6 protein-coding genes are annotated in these 6,133 nt (G+C 69.9%); 5 read left to right on the forward strand and 1 reads right to left on the reverse strand.

The window, feature by feature from the left end; all coding sequences use genetic code 11:
- Positions 1-342 precede the first annotated feature (342 nt).
- Positions 343-924: a TetR family transcriptional regulator gene (locus ACFVT2_RS43160; protein ID WP_390027949.1), complete on the forward strand. Its 582-nt coding sequence runs from the start codon at positions 343-345 to the stop codon at positions 922-924.
- 142 nt (positions 925-1,066) lie between these two features.
- Here ACFVT2_RS43160 and ACFVT2_RS43165 read toward each other — a convergent pair whose 3' ends face one another.
- The gene (locus tag ACFVT2_RS43165; RefSeq protein ID WP_390027952.1) at positions 1,067-2,449 is read right to left on the reverse strand and encodes a glycine--tRNA ligase; all 1,383 of its coding nucleotides are present in this window, start codon (positions 2,447-2,449) and stop codon (positions 1,067-1,069) included.
- 221 nt (positions 2,450-2,670) lie between these two features.
- Here ACFVT2_RS43165 and ACFVT2_RS43170 point away from each other — a divergent pair, with 221 nt between their 5' ends.
- The 4 genes from ACFVT2_RS43170 to ACFVT2_RS43185 all read left to right on the forward strand — a co-directional run bounded on the left by ACFVT2_RS43170 (position 2,671) and on the right by ACFVT2_RS43185 (position 6,091).
- Complete coding sequence (locus ACFVT2_RS43170; protein WP_390027954.1) at positions 2,671-3,633, forward strand: metal ABC transporter substrate-binding protein; 963 nt, start codon at positions 2,671-2,673, stop codon at positions 3,631-3,633.
- Between the two features lie 115 nt (positions 3,634-3,748).
- A complete protein-coding gene (locus ACFVT2_RS43175; protein WP_390027957.1) occupies positions 3,749-4,573 on the forward strand; it encodes a metal ABC transporter ATP-binding protein in 825 nt (274 codons plus the stop codon).
- Between the two features lie 11 nt (positions 4,574-4,584).
- Positions 4,585-5,478 (forward strand): metal ABC transporter permease, encoded by an 894-nt coding sequence (locus tag ACFVT2_RS43180; RefSeq protein WP_390027959.1) that lies wholly within the window; start codon positions 4,585-4,587, stop codon positions 5,476-5,478.
- Between the two features lie 175 nt (positions 5,479-5,653).
- Positions 5,654-6,091 (forward strand): Fur family transcriptional regulator, encoded by a 438-nt coding sequence (locus tag ACFVT2_RS43185; RefSeq protein WP_390027962.1) that lies wholly within the window; start codon positions 5,654-5,656, stop codon positions 6,089-6,091.
- The last annotated feature ends 42 nt before the right edge of the window (positions 6,092-6,133 follow it).

Genomic DNA, 6,133 nt, shown 5'->3' on the forward strand with positions numbered 1-6,133 from the left:
GTGCAGGACGTAAAGCGCAGCAGTCCTGCACACCGACCCCTCCGCCCCGACACCGCACCCAACAGCCCCGCGCAGCGGACCCGCGCCGCCAGGCGAAACGACGCCGCACCCGGCAACGTACGAAACCCAGCCAAGCGCAGCGGACCCGCGCAGCGGACAACAGCCCGCCGCCAGGCGAAACAACAAGAACCCCCACGGCGGGACAGCCGACAACGTGCGGCGCCAGCCAAGCGCAGCGAACCGGCGGGGAAGCCGACAACGTGCGGGCCCGCCACCGGCGAAAACGGTACGGTCCCTCCATACATACGTACCCCCGTTGTACCGAAAGGTCGGCTCGACCCCATGCCCCCCGAGACGTTGACGCCCGAGCGGATCCTCGAAGCCACCGAGGAGGTGCTGCGCCGGTATGGGCCGGCGAAGGCGACGGTCGTGGATGTCGCGCGGGCGCTGGGCGTGAGCCACGGCAGTGTCTACCGCCATTTCCGTACGAAGACGGCGCTGCGGGAGGCGGTGACGGCGCGCTGGCTGGACCGTACGAGCCAGGAGTTGGCGGCGATCGTCGAGGACGAGGGGCCGGCCGAGGGCCGGCTGGGCCGCTGGCTCGCCACGCTCTTCGAGGCCAAGCGGCACAAGGCCGGTGACGACCCCGAACTCTTCGCCACGTACATGACGTTGATCGGTGAGAGCGGCGGCGTGGTGGACCGGCACGTCACCGACCTCGAATCGCAGTTGGCGAAGATCATCGAGGCGGGGGTCGCGGAGGGCGCCTTCCTCGCCTCCTCACCGGCCACCACCGCCCACGCCGTTTTCGGCGCCACCGGCCGCTTCCACGACCCGTGTTACGCCGCGGAGTGGTCCCGTCCGGAGATCACCGCCGATTTCGAGGCCGTCCGCGACCTCGTACTGCGTGGCCTGCGGGGGTAGTCACCGCACGGAACGCACGGGCGGGCAGCACAACGCCGGCCGGCCCCCGAGGAGTCGGGGGCCGGCCGGCGTTCGCGTGGGCGCCGCGCGCAGCGGCTCGGCCGTGGCCCGACCGTTGCCGGCCGGGCCGCGGACCGCGGGGTCAGCAGCCGAGGAGGCGGCTGCCCAGGTAGGACTGGATCTGGTCCAGGCTGACGCGCTCCTGCTTCATGGTGTCGCGCTCGCGCACCGTGACCGCGTTGTCATCGAGGGTGTCGAAGTCGACGGTGACGCAGAACGGGGTGCCGATCTCGTCCTGGCGGCGGTAGCGGCGGCCGATGGCGCCCGCGTCGTCGAACTCGATGTTCCAGAACTTGCGGAGGTCCGCGGCGAGCCCCTTGGCCTTCGGGGAGAGCTGCGGGTTGCGGGAGAGCGGGAGGACCGCGACCTTCACCGGCGACAGGCGCGGGTCGAGGCGCAGCACCGTGCGCTTCTCCAGCTTGCCCTTGGCGTTCGGCGCCTCGTCCTCGGTGTAGGCGTCGAGCAGGAAGGCGAGCATGGCGCGGCCGACACCGGCCGCCGGCTCGATGACGAACGGGGTGTAGCGCTCGCCGGCCTCCTGGTCGAAGTAGGAGAGGTCCTGGCCGGACGCCTTGGCGTGCGAGGAGAGGTCGTAGTCGGTGCGGTTGGCGACGCCCTCCAGCTCGCCCCACTCCGAACCGCCGAACTGGAAGCGGTACTCGATGTCAGCGGTGCGCTTGGAGTAGTGCGAGAGCTTCTCGGCGGGGTGCTCGTACCAGCGGATGTTCTCCTCGCGCAGGCCCAGGTCGCGGTACCAGTTCCAGCGCTGCTCCATCCAGTATTCCTGCCACTGCTCGTCCTCGCCCGGCTTGACGAAGAACTCCATCTCCATCTGCTCGAACTCGCGGGTCCGGAAGATGAAGTTGCCCGGGGTGATCTCGTTCCGGAAGGACTTGCCCATCTGGGCGATGCCGAACGGGGGCTTCTTGCGGGAGGTCTGCTGGACCTGCGCGAAGTTGGTGAAGATGCCCTGGGCGGTCTCGGGGCGCAGGTAGGCGACGGACGCGGTGTCCTGCGACGGGCCGAGGTGGGTGGAGAGCAGGCCGGAGAACTGCTTGGGCTCGGTGAAGCCGCCCTTGTTGCCGCAGTGCGGGCAGTTGATGTCGGCGAGGCCGTTCTCGGGGAGCTTGCCGTGCTTGGCCTCGTACGCCTCCTCCAGGTGGTCGGCGCGGAAGCGCTTGTGGCAGGAGGTGCACTCGGTGAGCGGGTCGGTGAAGGTGGCGACGTGACCGGACGCCTGCCACACCTCGGGGGCCAGGATCACCGACGAGTCGATGCCGACGACGTCCTCGCGGGAGATGACCATGGCGCGCCACCACTGGCGCTTGATGTTCTCCTTGAGCTCGACGCCGAGGGGACCGTAGTCCCAGGCAGCGCGGGAGCCGCCGTAGATCTCACTGCAGGGGTAGACGAAGCCACGGCGCTTGCTCAGGCTGACGATGGTATCGATCTTGTCGGCGGCCACGGTGCTCTCTTCAGTACGACGTCGGACAGTGGATAGGGGGGCGCGAGGCGCCTCGATGAGGGTGGTGATCAGGAGACGACTGGGCGAATAGTTCAGGGTAGCGGCGGGCGTACCCCCCGGACCAAATCGATTCCGGATCGGTTCCGGCCGGTTGTCTTCGCGCTGTGACCTGGCGCGCACTTTGTTGACAATCATTTCCATGTTTGTTGAAAATGACTGTCATGAACGTACGCCCGCACATATCCACCGCAGCCGTCGCCGGAGCCGCGGTCCTCGGCCTGCTGGCCCTGTCCGCCTGCTCCACCACCGCCTCCGGGCGCACCGACGACGGCAAGCTGAAGGTGGCGGCGTCGTTCTATCCGATGCAGTTCCTCGCCGAGCAGATCGGCGGGTCGCACGTCGAGGTGTCCAACCTCACCAAGCCGGGCGTCGAGCCGCACGATCTGACGCTCACCGCCAAACAGACCGCGCAGCTCAGCGAGTCCGGCGCGATCGTCTACCTCAAGGGCCTCCAGCCCGCCGTGGACGACTCGGTCGCCCAGTCCGGGGTGAAGTACATCGCCGACGCGGCGAAGATGACCAGCCTGGAGGCGCACGGCCCCGAGGTCGACGGGCACCACCACACCACCGGCGACAACCACTCGCACTCCGGGTCCGAGCCCGGCCAGGACCCGCACATCTGGCTGGATCCGGTCAAGTTCGCCCAGGTCGCCAAGGGTGTCAACACGACGTTCGCGCAGGCCGACCCGAAGCACAAGGTCGACTACCAGAAGAACACCGACGTCCTGGTGAAGAAGCTGGACGCGCTGAACAAGGCGTTCGCGGACGGGCTGAAGAACCGGGCTTCGGACACCTTCATCACCACCCACGCGGCCTTCGGCTACCTCGCCGAGCGCTACGGCCTGACCGAGGAGGCGATCAGCGGCCTGGACCCGGAGTCCGAGCCCAGCGCCAACCGCATCAAGGAGCTGCACACCCTCGCGGAGCAGCACCACGTCTCCACGGTGTTCTTCGAGACGCTGGCCAACCCGGCCACCGCCAAGACCCTCGCCGGCGACCTGCACCTGAAGACCGACGTGCTGGACCCGCTGGAGGGCATCACCGACAAGTCCCGTGGCACGGACTACTTCTCGGTGCAGCGCGCCAACCTCGCCGCGCTGCAGAAGGCGCTCGGCACCAAGTGACCGGCCCCGCACCCCGCCCGCGTCGCCCCGTGCCCACCCGACACCAGGCGCCGTACGCCCCGCATAGCCCGCATACCCCGCACACCAGGACGCACCGCACGACGGAGGTCAGCAGATGAAGGACACCGGCCAGCCCGTCATAGCCCCGGAGGCCGCGGACCGGCCCGCCCGGGACCGGTCGGCCGTCATCGAGCTGCGCGGGGCGACCGCGTCGCTGGGCGCCCGGCCGGTACTGCGCGGGGTCGATCTGACCGTGCGGTCCGGCGAGGTCGTCGCACTGCTCGGCGCCAACGGCTCGGGCAAGTCCACCGCCGTCCGCTCGGTGATCGGCCAGGTGCCGCTGACCGGCGGTGAACTGGCGCTCTTCGGAACGCCGTTCCGCCGCTTCAAGGACTGGGCGCGGATCGGGTACGTGCCGCAGCGCACCACAGCGGCCGGCGGGGTGCCGGCCACCGTCCGCGAGGTGGTCACGGCGGGCCGGCTGGCCCGGACGAAGCTGGGCCTGCTCCGCAAGGCGGACCGGACCGCGGTGCACCGCGCGTTGGAGCTGGTCGGGATGGCCGACCGGGTCAAGGACTCCGTCAATGCCCTGTCGGGCGGGCAGCACCAACGGGTGCTGATCGCCCGCGCGCTGGCCGGTGAACCCGATCTGCTGATCATGGACGAACCGATGGCCGGCGTGGACCTGGCAAGCCAGGAGGTGCTGGCCTCGGCGCTCCGCGAACAGGTCGGCCGCGGCGCCACGGTCCTGCTGGTGCTGCACGAACTGGGCCCGCTGGAGCCGCTGATCGACCGTGCGGTGGTGCTGCGGGACGGCTGTGTCGTCCACGACGGTCCGCCGCCCGAGGCGGTGGGGCAGCACGCGCTGCCCGGCCACGACCACGTCCACCCGCACGCCGACGCCGCCGCGGAGCCGCTCCGCACCGGCCTGCTGAGCTAGGGCCCGCCACCATGGAAATGCTCTCTTACGCCTTCATGCAGCGGGCGCTGATCGCCGCCCTGATCGTCGGGATCACCGCGCCCGCCATCGGCATCTACCTCGTCCAGCGCCGCCAGGCCCTGATGGGCGACGGTATCGGCCACGTCGCCCTGACCGGTGTCGGTCTGGGCTTCCTGCTCAACACCAGCCCGGTCTGGGTCGCCACCGCGGTCGCGGTGGTCGGTTCGGTGGTGATGGAGCTGATCCGCTGGTACGGGAAGACCCGCGGCGATCTGGCGCTGGCCATGCTGTTCTACGGCGGTATGGCGGGCGGTGTGATGCTGATGAACCTCTCGGACGCGGGCTCCAGCGCCAACCTGGGGACGTATCTGTTCGGTTCGATCACCACCGTCTCGCCGCAGGACATGACGACGATCTACGTGCTGGCCGCGCTGGTGCTGGCGATCACGGTGGGACTGCGCCGGCAGCTGTTCGCGGTCTGCCAGGACGAGGAGTTCGCCCGGGTCACCGGTCTGCCGGTGCGGCTGCTGAACCTGCTGATCGCGGTGACCGCCGCGGTCACCGTCACGGTCGCCATGCGGGTGGTCGGCCTGCTGCTGGTCAGTGCGCTGATGGTGATCCCGGTCGCGGCCGCCCAGCAGATCAGCCGCAGTTTCGCGGTGACCTTCGTGACCGCGGTGGCGATCGGCGTGGCGGTGACCCTGACCGGCACCACCGCCTCGTACTACGTCGACGTGCCGTCCGGCGCGACCATCGTGCTGTTCGCCATCGCGCTGTTCGTGGTCTTCACGGCGCTGGCCACCCCGCTGGCCAGAAAGCGCGCCGGGGCGGCCACCGCGGCCGAGAAGGGGTGCACCCTGGAGGTACCGGGCAGCCGCACCGCGGAGGACGACGTACGGGTGTAACGGCGTCACAGGCGGACGGGACGGACAAGGACAGGGTGCCGGGCGGTGTGGCGCCGTCCGGCCGAGGGATACATGAAGGAGTAGGTGTAAGCGCCAAACAGGGCTTCCGGTCATCACCTGGCACAATGGCCAAACGCATGCGCGGGAGAAGTCCTGACGTCCTAGGGAGGCAACGGTGGCGACGAGCGCGGGATCTCCGGTCCGCGGCCGGTCGACGCGGCAGCGCACCGCGGTTTCGGCCGCACTCGACGAGGTCAACGAGTTCCGCAGCGCACAGGAGCTCCACGACATGCTCAAGCACCGGGGTGACTCGGTCGGGTTGACCACCGTCTACCGGACGCTCCAGTCCCTCGCCGACGCCGGTGAGGTCGATGTGCTGCGCACCAGCGACGGCGAGTCCGTCTACCGCCGGTGCAGCACCGACGACCATCACCACCACCTGGTGTGCCGCGGCTGCGGCACGGCGGTCGAGGTCGAGGGCCCGGCGGTGGAGAAGTGGGCCGACCAGATCGCCGCCGAGCACGGCTTCCGCGATGTGGCGCACACCGTCGAGATCTTCGGGACCTGCGGCGAGTGCGCGACGAAGGCGGAGGCGGGAGGCCGGGGCGCCTGACGCCACCGGCCGGCACTGGCCCGGCGCACCGTCGGTCGGTTC

This window comes from Streptomyces sp. NPDC058000 (assembly GCF_042886435.1).
Lineage (GTDB): Bacteria > Actinomycetota > Actinomycetes > Streptomycetales > Streptomycetaceae > Streptomyces.

Bases quoted from the DNA above. Each gene is read 5' to 3' on its own strand.
- ACFVT2_RS43170 (WP_390027954.1), top strand. From the start codon at position 2,671: ATGAACGTACGCCCGCACATATCCACCGCAGCCGTCGCCGGAGCCGCG.
- ACFVT2_RS43180 (WP_390027959.1), top strand. From the start codon at position 4,585: ATGGAAATGCTCTCTTACGCCTTCATGCAGCGGGCGCTGATCGCCGCC.
- ACFVT2_RS43160 (WP_390027949.1), top strand. From the start codon at position 343: ATGCCCCCCGAGACGTTGACGCCCGAGCGGATCCTCGAAGCCACCGAG.
- ACFVT2_RS43175 (WP_390027957.1), top strand. From the start codon at position 3,749: ATGAAGGACACCGGCCAGCCCGTCATAGCCCCGGAGGCCGCGGACCGG.